Raw genomic sequence first — 14,366 nt, forward strand, 5'->3', positions numbered from 1 at the left:
ACCCCCCTATCGGACGCAACCTTGCCTCTCTCTCGCCGCGTGAGAGTCGCCAACAGGCCGGGCTCGGGAGTCCGTGGTCAAGAGAATGTTAGAAAACCGCACCTACGACAGAACTTTCTACAGCGCCCCGCAGTCGGTTACCTCGCTCGTGGCAGCTTTTCTGGAACCGACACTCACCGTGTTGGCCTTCCTGCTTGCCAACCAGTTCTTTGGCGAACCGATCCAGCGCGCCCAGCTGACACTGTGCCTGCTGGTGTTTGCCCTGACCTTTCCCGGCACCAACCGGTTCAAGGACGGCAAGCTCACCGCGGCGGTTGACATCACCAACTCGTGGCTGGCGCTGATCACCATCCTCTGGCTGTGCGGTTACGCCACCGACAGCCTGCACTACTTTGAAACGGATGTCCTGGTTTCGTGGGGCGTGGCCACGCCACTGACCCAATGGGTGGCCGTGGTGCTGGGGCAATACATCATCAAGCACCGCTCCTCGCTGCCGCAGGCCCGCCGCCGGGTCATCGTGGTGGGCGCCAGCGCTCTCGGCGTCAAAGTCGCCCGCGCCATGGACGGCCGCGTGGATCACGTATCAGAATTCGTCGGCTACTTCGACGACCGCACCGACTCGCGCATTCACCCGGACGCGCTGCCGCATCGCCTCGGCGGCCTGAAAGAAGTGGCCGGATACGTCTACTCGCACGGCGTGCACGAGGTCTACATCACCTTGCCGCTGGGTTCGCAGCCACGCATCCTGGAGCTGCTGGAATCGCTGCAGGGCACCACGGCGTCGCTTTACTTCGTGCCCGATGTGTTCGGCATCAGCATCATCCAGGGGCGACTGCAAGACGTGAATGGCGTCCCCGTCGTGGGCATTTGCGAAACCCCGTTCACTGGCACCAACGAACTGGTCAAACGCATTTCAGACATCGTGCTCAGCGCCGTCATCATCGTGCTGATCTCGCCCATCCTGGTGCTGCTGGCCATCGGCGTGAAGCTCAGCTCCCCTGGACCGGTGATCTTCAAGCAAAAGCGCAACGGCCTCGATGGCGAAGAAATCGTCGTCTACAAATTCCGCTCGATGCGCGCCATGGACAACGGCGCCGTCGTCAAGCAGGCCACGAAAGACGACCCGCGCATCACCCGATTCGGCGCTTTCATCCGCAAGACGTCGCTCGACGAGTTACCCCAGTTCATCAACGTGCTGCAAGGCCGCATGAGCATCGTCGGCCCCCGCCCGCACGCTGTCGCGCACAACGAGGAATATCGCAAACTCATCAAGGCCTATATGGTGCGCCACAAGGTCAAGCCCGGTATCACGGGGTGGGCGCAGGTCAACGGCTACCGCGGAGAAACCGAAACCATCGAGAAAATGCAGGCACGGGTTGAATATGACCTGGAATACCTGCGCAACTGGTCGCTCGGGCTGGATATGCAAATCATCGTGCGTACGATCAGGCTGGTGCTGTTTGATCGAAATGCATATTGATATTGAGCACACCCAAAAACAAGATTGCCACAACCACCATCAAGAACAGAGGACGACAAACCATGCCGAAGCAGGCCCGCTCATATTTAAGCGCATCTCCGTCCAAGACCTTGCTGGCATTGAGCTTGGCAGCCTTGATGCCGCATGCTCACGCCGAGAATATTCCTCTTAGCTTGACCTTGAGCGAGACGCTCAGCCGAGACGCCAACCTGTTCCGGGTTGCACCGGGTGAATACGCCGTGGCCGACACGGTTTCAAGCACCGGCTTGAAACTGGGTTTAAACAAGTCATATGGTCGACAACGTTACACCGCCAATATTGGCGGATACGTCAACCGATATTTCGACGACAAACAGTTGAACAACAACAGCTACAGCGTTGATCTGGGGGTCGTCAGCGAATTTGCAGACAAAGGCGTGGCACAGATCAGTGGCAGCGCCTCGCAAAATCTTGCCCGCTTTGACGTCGCCAACCAGAACAGCGTCAACGACATCAAAAACATGCAGAGCAACAGCCAGATCAGCGGCCAGCTCTCATACGGGGGTTACGGGGCGTTCAACCCCTATGTGTCCGCCAGCCATTTCCAGCAAGGTTTCACCCAAACCAGCAGCAGTTATCAGGCATCGAATCAAAACACCTACGGGCTAGGAACCAATTACTCGGTGGTTCCTCAACTGAGTGTTGGCTTGGGTGGTCGCTTCACACGCGGCACCATCAGCTATGACGACGGCTATGGCGGGCAGATTGTTGATCGCCTGCGCCGTCGAGACATCGATTTGTCTTCAAACTGGGTCGCAACGGGGCTGTCCACCCTCTACGCGCGTATCAGCGCGACTCAAGAAAAAGATGCCTACGACCCCAATTCAAACCTGCAAATCGCCGATGCCAAAACTCACGGCCTGACTGGCGAGATCGATTGGAACTATACCCCGCAAGGCCTTTTGTCTTACTCGATCAGTTTCATTCGAGACAAGGGGAATGTTGGCCGGAATTATGATTTATCGAATTCTTTAATTGCACCTGGCGCTTCATATAAAGATTTCAATTCAACCTATAAACAGACAAACGAAAACAATCGTTTAACCAACACCCTCAATGCCAAGATTACTTGGGATCTATCTTCCAAGTTCAAACTGAACACCAGCGCCGCCTATTCCAAGTATCACCTGGACCAGACGCAAAACGTTGACGATTCATTGTTTGGCACCTCGACGTCTACGGCAAGCCCAACCGAGCACAGTCGCTACACAACATTCAGTATCGGCGGTCAATACCAATACGCGCGATGGATCAATCTGTATTGCGACATCAAACGCATCAAACGCACCCGCGACGCCGAATACACCCCATTCAATTCCACCGTCACAGCGTGCACTGGCCAGTTCACCCTCAACGGCATGAACTGATCCCGTCCAGCGCGCCCACCAAACCATGCCCTGCATTCTTCTAACCGGTGCCACCGGCTATATCGCCTCTCATACTTGGTTGGCCTTGCAAGCGGCAGGCTACTCGGTGGTGGGCATCGACAACTTCGTCAACAGTTCGCCCAAGGTGCTCGAGCGCCTGCACACGCTGGGCGGGCAAGTGCCGCAATTCGTGCAGGGCGATGTGCGGCATGCGTTGGCCTTGGATCGAGCCTTCGAGTTGGGGCGCGACCAGTTTGGCGGGGTCGACGCGATGGTGCACTTCGCCGCGCTGAAAGCGGTCGGAGAGTCAACCCAGATTCCGCTGGACTATTTCGAGAACAACCTGGGTGGACTGCTGTCGGTGGCGCAGGCGCTCAAGCGGCACAGCCCCGACGGCGCATCCAAGCCACTGGTTTTCAGTTCCTCGGCGACCGTTTACGGCAACCCGGAGCGCTTGCCGATTCGTGAAGATGCGCCACTGACCAGCACCAACCCCTACGGCTCGACCAAGTTGATCGGCGAGAACATCCTGCGCGATCTGGAGCAGTGCGACCCGAGCTGGCACATCGCGTATCTGCGCTACTTCAACCCGGTCGGCGCTCACCCCAGCGGGCAAATCGGCGAAGACCCGCGCGGCATACCGAACAACCTGATGCCGTACGTAGCCCAAGTCGCCGTGGGCAAGCGCCCGCACCTCAATGTGTTCGGCAAGGACTACGACACGCCGGACGGCACCGGCGTGCGCGACTACATCCATGTGTGCGACCTGGCCGAGGGTCATGTGGCTGCCGTGCGCTACCTGCTTGACAAGCGCGCATCGCTCACCGTGAATCTCGGCACCGGACAAGGCTACAGCGTGCTGGACGTGGTGCATGCCTACGAGCGTGCCAGCGGTCGCCCGGTGCCGGTCGAGTTTGCGCCGCGCCGCGCCGGTGATGTGGCCGCCTGCTACGCCGACGCCGGTCTGGCCGCCAAGTTGCTGGGCTGGCGGGCTCGGCTCGGTCTGGATGACATGTGCACCGACTCGTGGCGTTGGCAGCATCTGAATCCGCAGGGTTTCGAGGGCTAGCACGCCACGGCAATATTGACGACGTATAAGACGCGGCAGCCGCCGACCGATTCGCTTGATCGGCCCATTTTTTGTGTTTCATCTGCTTCATCTGCTATCCGTATGACCTTGCAAATCGTTCCCGTGATCATGGCCGGCGGCTCCGGTACCCGTTTGTGGCCGCTGTCGCGCGCGCTCTATCCGAAGCAGTTCCTGGTGCTGCATGGCAACGAGAGCCTGTTTCAGCAAGCGCATCGGCGCCTGCAGGCGCTGGCGGGCGAAGGCATCGAGGTCGCCGCTCCTTGCGTCGTGGGCAACGAAGAGCATCGGTTTTTGGTACTCGACCAGTTGCGCGAACAAGGCGCCTCGCCCTCATCGTTGCTGCTCGAGCCCGTCGGCCGCAACACGGCCCCGGCGGTGGCGTTGGCCGCCCACGCAGCCATGGCCAACGGGCAGGATCCGATCATGGTGGTGGCGCCGGCCGATCAGACCGTGACCGATGAGGCCGCCTTCGTTGCGGCCGTGCGCGAAGCGGCTCGCGCCGCCGAGCAGGGTGACATCGTGATCCTCGGCATTCAGCCCGACAGCCCGCAAACCGGCTACGGCTACATCCGCACGCAAGGCTCGGCCAGCGACGTGACCCGTGCCGTGGCGGCGTTCGTTGAAAAGCCCAACGCCGAAACGGCCCAGCGTTACCTGGCGGAAGGCGGCTATTACTGGAACAGCGGCTTGTTCGTGATGCGCGCCTCGCGCTGGCTGGCCGCCCTGCAGCACTTCCGGCCCGACATCGCCCACGCCGTGGCGGCCGCGTGGTCGGTTCGCAAGACCGACGGCACCTTTGTCCGCCCGGGCAAGGAAGAATTCGCTGCGGTGCCGGCTGAATCGGTGGACTACGCCGTGCTCGAAAAATGCCCGGAGACGCCGCAGGCCGGCTTCAACGTGAAGATGGTGCCGCTCAACGCGGGCTGGTCTGACCTGGGCGCCTGGGACGCGGTCTGGCAAGTCAGCGAACGCGACGCCAGCGGCAACGTGGCCCAGGGCGACGCAATATTCCACAACACCCGCAACACGCTGGTGCACTCGACCAGCCGACTGGTGAGCGCGGTGGGCGTGGACAACATCGTGGTGGTCGAAACGCCCGACGCCGTGCTGGTGGCCGACCGCGACAGCAGCCAGGATGTGAAGAAAATCGTGTCTGCGCTGCAAGAGCAAGGCCGCACTGAAGGCACGCTGCACCGCCGCGTGCACCGCCCGTGGGGTTGGTACGACTCGATCGACGCCGGCCCGCGCTTCCAGGTCAAGCGCATCATGGTCAAGCCCAAGGCCACGCTGAGCCTGCAGATGCACCACCACCGCGCCGAGCACTGGATCGTGGTGAGCGGCACGGCCGAGGTGACGTGCGGCGACAAGGTCACGCTGCTGGGCGAAAACCAGTCGACCTACATCCCGCTGGGCGAGACGCACCGGCTGGCGAACCCGGGCACCATTCCGCTCGAAATCATCGAGGTGCAGTCGGGCAGTTACCTCGGCGAAGACGACATCGTGCGCTTCGAGGACAAATACGGCCGCTGAAGCCGCGCCGCGATCACCTCACGAAGCCGGCCACCGCGCCGGCTTCGGTGTTTTCAGCAGCGGCTGTCCTGCACGTTGAGCGTGCGAACGATGCCGTCGGACGTTTCGTCGAGCCCGGCGTCTTCGAGATGCTGCGTGTCGGCCCAGCCCACCAGGTTCAAGCCCTCGGAGGTATGCAGCAGGCGATTGATGCTGGCGTTGGCCACCTTCCAGGTGCGTGGTGCCTGCAGATCGATGCGAGCCGCGGCGCGATACAGGCAATCGAGCACGCCGCCATGCGCCACCAACGCGATGGTCTGCCCCGGATGCTCCTCGGCCAGCCGCAAGGTGGTGTTGACGCAGCGCTCATAGAACTCCGTCAGCCGCTCTCCGCCTTCCGGGCCAAAACCAGGCTCGCGCTGGCGCCAGCGCCGCGCATCGTCGGGCCACTTGCCCTCGATCTCGCTCTGGGTCATGCCCTCGAAGCGACCAAACGCCCGCTCGCGCAAGCCAGGGTCCACCCGGACGTTCAAACCCAACACCTCGGCCAGATGCGCGGCGGTTTCGTGGGCACGCAGCAGGTCGCTGGCGTAGACCGCATCCAGACGCTCACCTGCCAGGGCCTGACTCAGCCGCTGCGCCTGCCAGCGTCCGTTGTCGTTCAGCGGGATATCGATCTGCCCCTGGATGCGGGTATCGACGTTCCAGGCGGTTTCGCCGTGTCGTATGGCCAGGATGCGTGTGGTGTGCGATTGCGGCATAGGCATCTCAGGCGGTCAGCAAGCGGCGGTTGAGGGTGTACAGACCTGTCAGGCAGGCCTGCGCCAGCACATGGCCTCGCATGGCCTCGAGCACCTGCGGCCCGGTAAACACGCCTTCGACCGGGCAACGCTCCACATCCAGCGCATACAGCATGAACAAGTAACGGTGCACGCGGGCGTCGTTGAAGGGCGGAAACGGCCCGTCGTAACCGAAATACTGGCCTGACTGCTCAGCGTCGCCGGCGAACCAGCCGGTGTAGTCGTTGAGGCCGTGACGGGCGCCGTGCAGGGTCGCCGGGCCTGATTTTCCGCGCGGCATGAAGCCCGCGCTGAACTCGCCTTCCTGGATCTCGCGCAACACAGGCGGCAAGTCCACCAGCACCCAATGGAAGAAATCGGCCCGGGGCAGATCGGCGGGCACCTCGCGATCCGGTTGGTTGACATCTGTTGCGCTACTCGGCGCGTCGGGGTCTTGGCAGATCAGCACCAGGCTGCGAGCCGACAGGGGCACTTCGGACCACGCCAGATGCGGATTCAGATTGCCCGAAAAACCCACGCCGCCCGCATCGATCCGCCCAGCTGCAAAGCGCTCGGGTATCGAGCCACCGTCGGCCCAGCTTCCACTGATCAAGCGCATGACGAGTCACCAGCCTTTCGGACACTAGCGAGAAGAACAATCAACAGTGCGCAACATGGCATGAGCGTCACACGCCCCACAGCACGTCGTGCTCGGCGGACAGCGCGCGCCGGATCAAGTCCATCAGCGGCCAAGCCCGCTGGCGCAGTGCCACCCGAAAGCCTGCTCGCTCGGCAACGCGGGCTTCGTCGCCAGCTTCCGTGTCGCCAGCGGTCGAAGGCTCCGGGGCCCGCTCGTCAGCCAGCACGGCGGCTTCCAGTGCCCGCAGGGCCGCCGGCATGTCGGCGACCAGCAAGATGCCTTGGGCGGCGGGTTCCCTGCCGATGATGTGCATCAGCCGGTCGCCATCGGCGCCCAGCATGATGACGTCGCCACCGGCTTTCGATTTGAATTTGTAAAGCATGAATCGGCTCCGCTGCTCATTCGTCACTCATTAACGCACTGCAGCAAAAATCGGTTGATCCCATTGTGAGGGGGCGTCCGGCGAATCTCAAGACCCTTTTGCCGAGCCCGCCAGCCCGTTGTCGCGTCTGCTTCCGTTCGGATCGAGGGGGCAAGGCCGGCTCCCGCCTAAAATCTCCCCCTCTTTTCAGCCGGCCGACTTCCGCGCGGGCTGATCGGGCTGCCTGAGCCCGCTCCATCACCTCACCGACCTCACCCTGAGCGCCCCATGACCGAGCTCGCGAAATCCTTTGACCCCGCCCCGATCGAGTCCCGTTGGACGCCCGAGTGGGAGCAACGCGCCCTCTTCGCCCCCACGCTGGACGCCGGCAAGGCCTCGTTCTGCATCCAGCTGCCGCCGCCCAACGTGACGGGCACGCTGCACATGGGCCACGCCTTCAACCAGACCATCATGGACTCGTTGACGCGCTACCACCGCATGCTGGGCCACAACACGCTGTGGATCCCGGGCACAGACCACGCGGGCATCGCCACGCAGATCGTCGTCGAGCGCCAGCTGCAAGAAAAAGGTCAGAGCCGCCACGACCTCGGCCGCAAGAACTTCGTCGCCAAGATCTGGGAATGGAAGGAGCAGTCGGGCTCGACCATCACACAGCAGATGCGCCGCATGGGTGACTCGGTGAGCTGGAACCATGAGTACTTCACGATGGACGATGGCCTGTCGAAGGTCGTCAGCGAGACCTTCGTGCGCCTCTATGAAGAAGGCCTGATCTACCGCGGCAAGCGCCTGGTGAGCTGGGACCCGATCCTCAAGTCCGCCGTGTCCGACCTCGAAGTCGAAAGCGAGGAAGAAGACGGCTCGATGTGGCACATCCGCTATCCCGTAGATGGCAGCGATGAAACGCTGGTCGTGGCCACCACCCGGCCCGAGACCCTGCTGGGCGACACGGCCGTGATGGTGCACCCCGAGGACGAGCGCTACACGCACCTCATCGGCAAGCTGGTCAAGCTGCCCATCACCGGCCGCCTCGTGCCCGTGATCGCCGACGAGCATGTCGACAAGGAATTCGGCACCGGCGTCGTGAAGGTCACGCCGGCCCACGACACCAACGACTACCAGGTCGGCCTGCGCCATGGCCTGCCGATGATCACCATCTTCACGCTCGAAGCGCAGGTGGTGTCGCACCTGAGCGAGATCCCCGAGGCCTATCGCGGCCTCGACCGCTTCGTCGCCCGCAAGGCCATCGTGGCCCAGCTCGAAGCCGATGGCCTGCTGGTCGAGGTCAAGAAGCACAAGCTGATGGTGCCCCGCTGCGCCCGCACCGGCCAGATCATCGAGCCGATGCTGACCGACCAGTGGTTCGTCGCGATGACCAAGCCCGGTGCGCAAGGCAAGTCGATCGCCGAGCAGGCCATTGACGCCGTGGAATCGGGCGACGTGAAGTTCGTGCCCGAGAACTGGGTCAACACGTACAACCAATGGATGAAGAACATCCAGGACTGGTGCATCAGCCGCCAGTTGTGGTGGGGCCATCAGATCCCGGCCTGGTATGGCAGCAACGGTGAGATCTTCGTGGCCCGCAACGAAGACGAAGCCCGCACCCGTGCCAAGGCCGCCGGCTATGCAGGCGAGCTGACGCGCGACGAAGACGTACTCGACACCTGGTATTCGTCGGCGCTGGTGCCCTTCTCCACCCTGGGCTGGCCCGAGCAGACCAAGGAGATGGACCTGTTCCTGCCCTCGTCCGTCTTGGTCACCGGCTACGACATCATCTTCTTCTGGGTCGCCCGGATGATCATGATGACCAAGCATTTCACCGGCAAGGTGCCGTTCAAGCACGTCTACATCCACGGCCTGGTGCGCGACGCGCAAGGCCAGAAGATGAGCAAGTCTGAAGGCAATGTGCTCGACCCGGTCGACCTGATCGACGGCATCGAGCTGGCCCCGCTGCTCGACAAGCGCACCACCGGCCTGCGCAAGCCCGAGACGGCACCCAAGGTGCGCAAGAACACCGAGAAGGAATTCCCGGACGGCATCCCGGGCTACGGCGCCGACGCGCTGCGCTTCACCTTTGCCTCGCTCGCCAGCCTGGGGCGCAGCATCAACTTCGACAGCAAGCGCTGCGAGGGCTATCGCAACTTCTGCAACAAGCTCTGGAACGCCACGCGCTTCGTGCTGATGAACTGCGAAGGGCAGGACTGCGGCTTGAGTGAGCACGCCCAGAACGCTTGCGCGGCGGGTGGCTACCTGGCCTTCTCGCAAGCCGACCGCTGGATCACCAGCGAGCTGCAGCGCGTCGAAGCAGCCGTGGCACAAGGCTTTGCCGAATACCGGCTCGACCACGTCGCCCAATCGATCTACCAATTCGTGTGGGACGAATACTGCGACTGGTATCTCGAGATCGCCAAGGTGCAGATCAACGTGGCCAAGGACGTCGGCGACGAAGCCGCCGCTCGCGCCACGCGCCGCACACTGATCCGCGTGCTCGAAACCGTGCTGCGCCTGCTGCACCCGATCACGCCCTTCATCACCGAAGAACTCTGGCAAACCGTCGCCGTGGTGGCGGGCCGCAAGGCCGCCGACTCGAACGACAGCATCGTGCTCGCGCCCTACCCGGTCGCCCAGCTCGACCGCATTGACGCGCAGGCCGATGCCTTTGTCGCCAAGCTCAAGGCCGTGGTCGGCTCCTGCCGCAACCTGCGCGGCGAGATGAACCTGTCGCCCGCCGAGCGCGTGCCGCTGCTCACCCGTGGCGACGCCGAGTTCATCGCGGCGGCCGGCCCGGTCATCAAGGCGCTGGCCAAGCTGAGCGAAGTGCGCGCGCTGGCCGATGACGCCGCCTTCGCCCAAGCCACGCAAAACGCGCCGGTGGCCGTGCAGGGCGAACTGCGTCTGGCGCTGGAGGTGCAGATCGACGTCGAAGCCGAAAAGGCCCGGCTCGACAAGGAGATCGCCCGCCTCGACGGCGAGATCACCAAGGCCAACGCCAAGCTGGGCAACGAGAGCTTCGTGGCGCGTGCGCCGGCGGCGGTCGTCGAGCAAGAAAAGCAGCGTCTGGCTGACTTTTCGGCCACGCTCAGCCGCATGCGCGAGCAGCGTGCGCGACTAGGCTGATGCAAGTCGCCGCCCCCCGCGATTGGTGGGGGTGGCTGAACGAAGCCAGGGCAAATCGTCTAAACCTCGTCACACCTGGGTGCAAGAATCCGCGTTTTTCACGCCAACACAGAGAGAGCTTCAAGTCATGCTGGTTAACAAGGCCATCTTTCCGGTTGCCGGTCTGGGCACCCGCTTCCTGCCCGCCACCAAGGCGCAGCCCAAAGAAATGCTGCCGGTGGTCGACAAACCCCTGATCCAGTACGCCGTCGAAGAGGCCTACGCCGCCGGCATCCGCGAAATGATCTTCGTGACCGGCCGCCACAAGCGCCCCATCGAAGACCACTTCGACATGGCCTTCGAGCTCGAATACGAACTGGAGCAAGCGGGCAAGCTTGAGTTGCTCAAGACGGTGCAGTCGATCAAGCCCGCCGACATGGAGTGCGTGTTCGTGCGTCAGGCCAAGAGCCTGGGCCTGGGCCACGCCGTGCTGTGCGGCGAGCGACTGGTGCGCGGCGAGCCGTTTGCCGTGCTGCTGGCCGACGACCTGATGGTGGGCGACAAGCCCATCCTGAAGCAGATGGTCGAGCAATTTGAAGAATGGCGCGCGTCGATCCTGGCCGTGCAAGAAGTGCCTGCCGAGCACACCAAGCGCTACGGCATCGTGGCCGGCACGGTGGTCAACGACCATCTGATGGACGTGACCCGCATCGTCGAGAAGCCGGCCCCTGAAGTGGCGCCGTCGCGCCTGGGTGTGGCCGGCCGCTACATCCTGACCCCAGGCGTGTTCGACGAGATCCGCAACCAGCCGCGCGGCGTGGGTGGCGAGATCCAGCTGACCGACGGCATTGCCGGCATGCTGCGCCGTGAAAAGGTCTTCGCCTACACCTACGAAGGCAAGCGCTACGACTGCGGCAGCAAGGAAGGCTTCTTGCAAGCCAACGTGGAGCTGGCTCTGACCCACCCGCAAGTGGGCCCGTGGTTCCGCGAGTACATCAAGACCGTTCAGGCCTGACGCCGCGAGTTGCCGCCGGCTGGCGGTTCAGTCTGCACGGCTGACCCGCTGGCTCAGCGGCGCCGCAGCACGTGGATGAAGGTGTCGCCCTCGGCCGTCTGGCTGATCAGCTCGTTGCCGGTCTGCCGGGCAAAGGCCTGAAAGTCGCGCACCGACCCGGCGTCCGTCGCCACCACCTTCAGCGTCTCACCGCTTTGCATGTCGGCCAGTGCCTTCTTGGCTTTCAGGATCGGCAGCGGGCAGGTCAAGCCACGGGTATCGAGTTCTTTGTTGATGTCCATGAGCGGCACGGCTAGCGACGTTGGGGATTCGTCATTGTAGGGACGGCACCACGGCCGGCGCTGATGATCGAACTCACGCCGGAAACACCCCGGTCGACAAGTACCGATCGCCGCGATCGCACACCACGAAAACGATGGTGGCGTTCTCGACGCGCTGCGCGATCTGCAAGGCCACCCAGCAAGCTCCCGCCGCCGAGATGCCAGCGAACAGGCCTTCTTCGCGAGCCAGGCGCCGTGCCATATCTTCTGCGTCGGCCTGCGAGACATAAACCATCTCGTCAACGGCCGTCGGGTCGTAAATCTTGGGCAGATAGGCCTCGGGCCATTTGCGGATGCCCGGGATGCGCGAGCCCTCGCAGGGTTGCGCGCCGACGATGCGAACATCGGCGCGCTTTTCCTTGAGGTAGCGCGACACACCCGTGATCGTGCCCGTCGTGCCCATGGCGCTCACGAAGTGCGTCACGCGGCCCCTGGTGTCGTCCCAGATCTCGGGGCCGGTGGTCTCGTAGTGGATGCGCGGGTTGTCGGGGTTGGCGAACTGGTCGAGCACCAACCCCTTGCCTTCGCGCTGCATGCGCTCGGCGAGATCGCGGGCGTATTCCATGCCGCCGGTCTTGGGCGTGAGGATCAACTCGGCGCCATAGGCCTTCATGGTCTGCGCCCGCTCGATGCTGAGGTCCTCCGGCATGATCAGCAGCATGCGGTAGCCGCGAACCGCTGCCGCCATGGCCAGCGCGATGCCGGTGTTGCCCGACGTAGCCTCGATCAGCGTGTCGCCGGGTTTGATCTCGCCACGTTCCTCGGCACGACGGATCATGCTGATGGCCGGGCGGTCTTTCACCGAGCCGGCCGGGTTGTTGCCTTCGAGCTTGGCCAGGATCACATTGCCGCGCTGTTCGTTTTCCAGCCCCGGCACACGCTGCAAGCGCACCAGCGGCGTGCGGCCGATGGCTTCATCAAGCGTGATGTATCGCGGCGCGGCGCGTGACGACTCTTTCGGCATGGAGACCAACCTCGTTGTATTGAATGCAGCGGGCATTGTCGCAGCATGAAAGCGACGGTCGTGCAGCATGGCTTACGTTCATGCCATAATCTCGCCCTTCATCACTTGCCGAAGTGGCGAAATAGGTAGACGCAGCGGATTCAAAATCCGCCGGGCTAAACCCCGTGCCGGTTCGAGTCCGGCCTTCGGCACCACTGCATGCCTCCGCTTCCTCCCGTCACGCAAGGCCTCATCCTGATCAACGTGGCGATCTTCTGCCTGCAGATGATCTCCCCGTCCTTGACCAGCTTCCTTGCGCTGTGGCCGCTGGGTTCGCACTTCCTGCCTTGGCAGGTCGTGAGCTACGCCTTCTTGCACGGCTCGCTCGACCACCTGTTCTTCAACATGCTAGCGCTGTGGATGTTCGGCGCCGAACTCGAAATCGTCTGGGGTTGGCGCCGTTATGTGCAGTTCTACACCGCCTGCGTGCTGACGGCCGCCGCCGCCCAATTGCTGCTGGACGCGCTGATGGGACTGGCCGCCCCCACGCTAGGTGCTTCGGGCGGGGTGTACGGCCTGCTGATGGCATTCGGGCTGATGTTCCCGAACCGCACCATCGTGCCGCTGATTCCGCCCATCCCCATGAAGGCCATCACCTTCGTTCTGATCTATGGCGCGATCGAGTTGTTCATGGGGATGGCGTATTGGGCCGGCGGCGTGGCCCACTTTGCCCACCTGGGCGGCATGCTGGGCGGGTGGCTGATGATGCGCTACTGGCGTGGCCAGCCACCGTTCGGCCGGCGCTGACAGCCCGCCTCGCTCACGCGCCCCAGGCGACACGCCGGGCCGGGGGCAGCACCACCCGGTCGGCATGCCTGAACGCACGCCCGATACGTCTCAATTCTTGCGAACCCGCCTAATTTCATCCAGGATCAGCAAGCTGGCGCCCACGGTGATCGCGCTGTCTGCCACGTTGAAAGCCGGAAAGTACCCACCCGCAAAGACGGGCTTCAGGAAGGCCCAGTGGAATTGCAGAAAGTCCACCACGTAGCCATAGGCCAAGCGATCAATCGCATTGCCCACCGCGCCCCCCAGCACCAGAGCCAGCGCCCACGCGAACATGCGCTGGTGGCCGTGCTTCTTGAGCATCCAGATGATGGCAGCTGCGGCGGTCAGCGCCAGCCCGGTGAACAGCCAGCGCTGCCAGCCGCCCGAGTGCGCCAGGAACGAGAACGCCGCGCCCGTGTTGTGAGCCCGGACCACGTTGAAATACGAGGTCACGACCCGCTCTTGCCCCAGCGCAAAGTGCCCGGTGATGAGCACCTTGGTGAACTGATCGAACAGCACCACGATGAGCGCGATGCCCAGCCAGGGCATCAGGCTGCCACCCGACTTCTTGCTCGCCATCAGGCCACCTTGCGCGTTTCGCCCGCGCCGTAGAGGTTGCTGGCGCAGCGGCCGCACAGCGTGGGGTGTGCTGCGTCGGCGCCGACATCATCGCGGTAATGCCAGCAGCGCTCGCACTTGGTCGCGCTCGACGGCGTGACCGTCACCGTCAGCTCGCTGCCCGCCACCAGCGTCGCCTTGGAGGTGATGGTGACGAACTTGAGGTCATCACCCAGCGTGCTGAGCAGTGCGAAGTCCTCGGCGTTGACGGTGATGGTGAGCTCGGCCTGCAGCGACGAGCCAACCTGACCACCACCGCGCAC

The 14,366-nt window shown here is 63.3% G+C and carries 14 protein-coding genes and 1 tRNA gene; 8 read left to right on the forward strand and 7 right to left on the reverse strand.

The window, feature by feature from the left end:
* The first annotated feature begins 178 nt into the window (after positions 1-178).
* From ACE3SS_RS01540 to ACE3SS_RS01555, 4 genes are all read left to right on the forward strand, one after another.
* Positions 179-1,480: an undecaprenyl-phosphate glucose phosphotransferase gene (locus ACE3SS_RS01540; RefSeq protein ID WP_374590560.1), complete on the forward strand. Its 1,302-nt coding sequence runs from the start codon at positions 179-181 to the stop codon at positions 1,478-1,480.
* Between the two features lie 62 nt (positions 1,481-1,542).
* Complete coding sequence (locus ACE3SS_RS01545) at positions 1,543-2,886, forward strand: hypothetical protein (protein ID WP_374590562.1); 1,344 nt, start codon at positions 1,543-1,545, stop codon at positions 2,884-2,886.
* A 25-nt stretch (positions 2,887-2,911) separates the two neighbouring features.
* Positions 2,912-3,955, forward strand: coding sequence for a UDP-glucose 4-epimerase GalE (gene galE / locus ACE3SS_RS01550; RefSeq protein WP_374590564.1), 1,044 nt, complete (start codon positions 2,912-2,914; stop codon positions 3,953-3,955).
* 102 nt (positions 3,956-4,057) lie between these two features.
* Positions 4,058-5,506, forward strand: a complete 1,449-nt coding sequence (locus ACE3SS_RS01555; RefSeq protein ID WP_374590566.1) for a mannose-1-phosphate guanylyltransferase/mannose-6-phosphate isomerase — start codon at positions 4,058-4,060, stop codon at positions 5,504-5,506.
* A 53-nt stretch (positions 5,507-5,559) separates the two neighbouring features.
* Here ACE3SS_RS01555 and ACE3SS_RS01560 read toward each other — a convergent pair whose 3' ends face one another.
* The 3 genes from ACE3SS_RS01560 to ACE3SS_RS01570 form a co-directional block, all read right to left on the reverse strand.
* Positions 5,560-6,246 (reverse strand): histidine phosphatase family protein, encoded by a 687-nt coding sequence (locus ACE3SS_RS01560; protein ID WP_374590568.1) that lies wholly within the window; start codon positions 6,244-6,246, stop codon positions 5,560-5,562.
* A gap of 7 nt (positions 6,247-6,253) precedes the next feature.
* Entirely contained in the window at positions 6,254-6,883 is a 630-nt protein-coding gene (locus tag ACE3SS_RS01565) for a YbhB/YbcL family Raf kinase inhibitor-like protein (RefSeq protein ID WP_374590570.1), read from the reverse strand.
* Positions 6,884-6,950: 67 nt separating this feature from the next.
* Positions 6,951-7,286 carry a DUF1840 domain-containing protein gene (locus ACE3SS_RS01570; protein WP_374590572.1) on the reverse strand — a complete coding sequence of 112 codons (336 nt, stop codon included), beginning with the start codon at positions 7,284-7,286 and terminating at the stop codon, positions 6,951-6,953.
* 267 nt (positions 7,287-7,553) lie between these two features.
* Between ACE3SS_RS01570 and ACE3SS_RS01575 the strand changes: the two genes are divergently transcribed.
* Both ACE3SS_RS01575 and galU read left to right on the forward strand, forming a co-directional pair.
* The gene (locus ACE3SS_RS01575) at positions 7,554-10,400 is read left to right on the forward strand and encodes a valine--tRNA ligase (RefSeq protein ID WP_374590574.1); all 2,847 of its coding nucleotides are present in this window, start codon (positions 7,554-7,556) and stop codon (positions 10,398-10,400) included.
* A 127-nt stretch (positions 10,401-10,527) separates the two neighbouring features.
* Positions 10,528-11,394 (forward strand): UTP--glucose-1-phosphate uridylyltransferase GalU, encoded by an 867-nt coding sequence (gene galU, locus ACE3SS_RS01580; protein WP_374590576.1) that lies wholly within the window; start codon positions 10,528-10,530, stop codon positions 11,392-11,394.
* 53 nt (positions 11,395-11,447) lie between these two features.
* On the opposite strand, the gene ACE3SS_RS01585 is transcribed toward galU, so the two are convergent.
* Entirely contained in the window at positions 11,448-11,675 is a 228-nt protein-coding gene (locus ACE3SS_RS01585; RefSeq protein WP_374590578.1) for a sulfurtransferase TusA family protein, read from the reverse strand.
* A 73-nt stretch (positions 11,676-11,748) separates the two neighbouring features.
* Positions 11,749-12,678, reverse strand: a complete 930-nt coding sequence (cysM, locus tag ACE3SS_RS01590) for a cysteine synthase CysM (RefSeq protein ID WP_374590580.1) — start codon at positions 12,676-12,678, stop codon at positions 11,749-11,751.
* A 107-nt stretch (positions 12,679-12,785) separates the two neighbouring features.
* Here cysM and ACE3SS_RS01595 point away from each other — a divergent pair.
* Both ACE3SS_RS01595 and ACE3SS_RS01600 read left to right on the forward strand, forming a co-directional pair.
* A tRNA-Leu gene (locus ACE3SS_RS01595) sits at positions 12,786-12,872 on the forward strand.
* 4 nt (positions 12,873-12,876) lie between these two features.
* Positions 12,877-13,464, forward strand: coding sequence for a rhomboid family intramembrane serine protease (locus tag ACE3SS_RS01600; protein WP_374590582.1), 588 nt, complete (start codon positions 12,877-12,879; stop codon positions 13,462-13,464).
* 90 nt (positions 13,465-13,554) lie between these two features.
* On the opposite strand, the gene lspA is transcribed toward ACE3SS_RS01600, so the two are convergent.
* On the reverse strand, positions 13,555-14,064 hold the full coding sequence (gene lspA, locus ACE3SS_RS01605; RefSeq protein WP_374590584.1) for a signal peptidase II: 510 nt from the start codon (positions 14,062-14,064) through the stop codon (positions 13,555-13,557).
* Positions 14,064-14,366: zinc finger domain-containing protein (locus ACE3SS_RS01610; RefSeq protein WP_374590586.1), on the reverse strand; the 303-nt coding region annotated here is incomplete at its 5' end. The genes ACE3SS_RS01610 and lspA, both read right to left, overlap by 1 nt.

The organism is Aquabacterium sp. (assembly GCF_041915145.1).
Lineage (GTDB): Bacteria > Pseudomonadota > Gammaproteobacteria > Burkholderiales > Burkholderiaceae_C > Aquabacterium.

Excerpts from the sequence above, each read along its gene's own strand:
- lspA (WP_374590584.1), bottom strand. The coding sequence starts at position 14,064 with ATGGCGAGCAAGAAGTCGGGTGGCAGCCTGATGCCCTGGCTGGGCATC.
- cysM (WP_374590580.1), bottom strand. The coding sequence starts at position 12,678 with ATGCCGAAAGAGTCGTCACGCGCCGCGCCGCGATACATCACGCTTGAT.
- ACE3SS_RS01570 (WP_374590572.1), bottom strand. The coding sequence starts at position 7,286 with ATGCTTTACAAATTCAAATCGAAAGCCGGTGGCGACGTCATCATGCTG.
- ACE3SS_RS01600 (WP_374590582.1), top strand. The coding sequence starts at position 12,877 with ATGCCTCCGCTTCCTCCCGTCACGCAAGGCCTCATCCTGATCAACGTG.
- ACE3SS_RS01565 (WP_374590570.1), bottom strand. The coding sequence starts at position 6,883 with ATGCGCTTGATCAGTGGAAGCTGGGCCGACGGTGGCTCGATACCCGAG.
- ACE3SS_RS01555 (WP_374590566.1), top strand. The coding sequence starts at position 4,058 with ATGACCTTGCAAATCGTTCCCGTGATCATGGCCGGCGGCTCCGGTACC.
- ACE3SS_RS01545 (WP_374590562.1), top strand. The coding sequence starts at position 1,543 with ATGCCGAAGCAGGCCCGCTCATATTTAAGCGCATCTCCGTCCAAGACC.
- ACE3SS_RS01560 (WP_374590568.1), bottom strand. The coding sequence starts at position 6,246 with ATGCCGCAATCGCACACCACACGCATCCTGGCCATACGACACGGCGAA.
- galU (WP_374590576.1), top strand. The coding sequence starts at position 10,528 with ATGCTGGTTAACAAGGCCATCTTTCCGGTTGCCGGTCTGGGCACCCGC.
- ACE3SS_RS01575 (WP_374590574.1), top strand. The coding sequence starts at position 7,554 with ATGACCGAGCTCGCGAAATCCTTTGACCCCGCCCCGATCGAGTCCCGT.
- galE (WP_374590564.1), top strand. The coding sequence starts at position 2,912 with ATGCCCTGCATTCTTCTAACCGGTGCCACCGGCTATATCGCCTCTCAT.
- ACE3SS_RS01585 (WP_374590578.1), bottom strand. The coding sequence starts at position 11,675 with ATGGACATCAACAAAGAACTCGATACCCGTGGCTTGACCTGCCCGCTG.